Genomic DNA, 766 nt, shown 5'->3' with positions numbered 1-766 from the left:
ATACGGTTGTTGACGCCCTCCAGGATCGATGAGTTCATCGGATAGATGGCCGAGGCAAGGATGCCGCGACGGTATTTGCTCAGGCGTTTGGCAAACTGGACGAGTGCGGCGATCTGGCTGTCCAAAGCAAATCGGAGCCACGTTTTCCATCGACGTGCACCTTCACGCACCGTCGGCGCATACCAGATCTCTTTTAGCTCAGTCTTGAGCAGGTACACCGTCGCCAGAGGCTGGTTCGCTGCCAGGAGTTCGTCGAGTTTGACGGCCTGGTCGGCCTCCAGGTTGGCACGATTGCGCAGCAAGAGCCAGCGACTGCGCTTGATCACCTGACGTGCCTTCGGTTCGGCGCGTAAAGCGTTTGCCTGATCGACGCGGACGCGGTCAATGACATCGCGGCCGAAGCGTGCGATCACGTGAAACAGGTCGTACACCACCTCGGCATTCGGGCAATGTTGGCGCACTTCCAGATCGAACGCCGTGTTCATGTCCATGGCCACGGCCTCGATTTGTCGGCAGCCTTCGGGGCCCAAGGCTTCAAAGAACGGTCGGATGGCCTCGCGGCTGTTACCTTCGCCGACCCAAAGCACGCGCATGCGCTGGGCGTCGAGTGCGACCGTCGCATAGCGGTGCCCCTTGTGCAGGGCAAATTCATCCATCACGATGCGGCGCACATCGCTCGCCGAAAATTCACCATGCAAGCGCTCCAGTCGTTGCTGGTCGATCGCCTTGATGGTATGCCAATGCAGGCCGGTGAGCTTGGCCACAT

Annotated in this window: 1 protein-coding gene; it reads right to left on the bottom strand. The window is 59.9% G+C overall.

Annotated elements, in window-relative coordinates:
• Nucleotides 1-766 (bottom strand): ISL3 family transposase (locus AC3A6M_RS24825; protein WP_487855356.1); only part of this gene is annotated, 766 nt, incomplete at both ends.

The organism is Telluria sp. Soil_C_11, from assembly GCF_057657395.1.
This window is presented reverse-complemented; position numbering and strand designations above follow the sequence as displayed.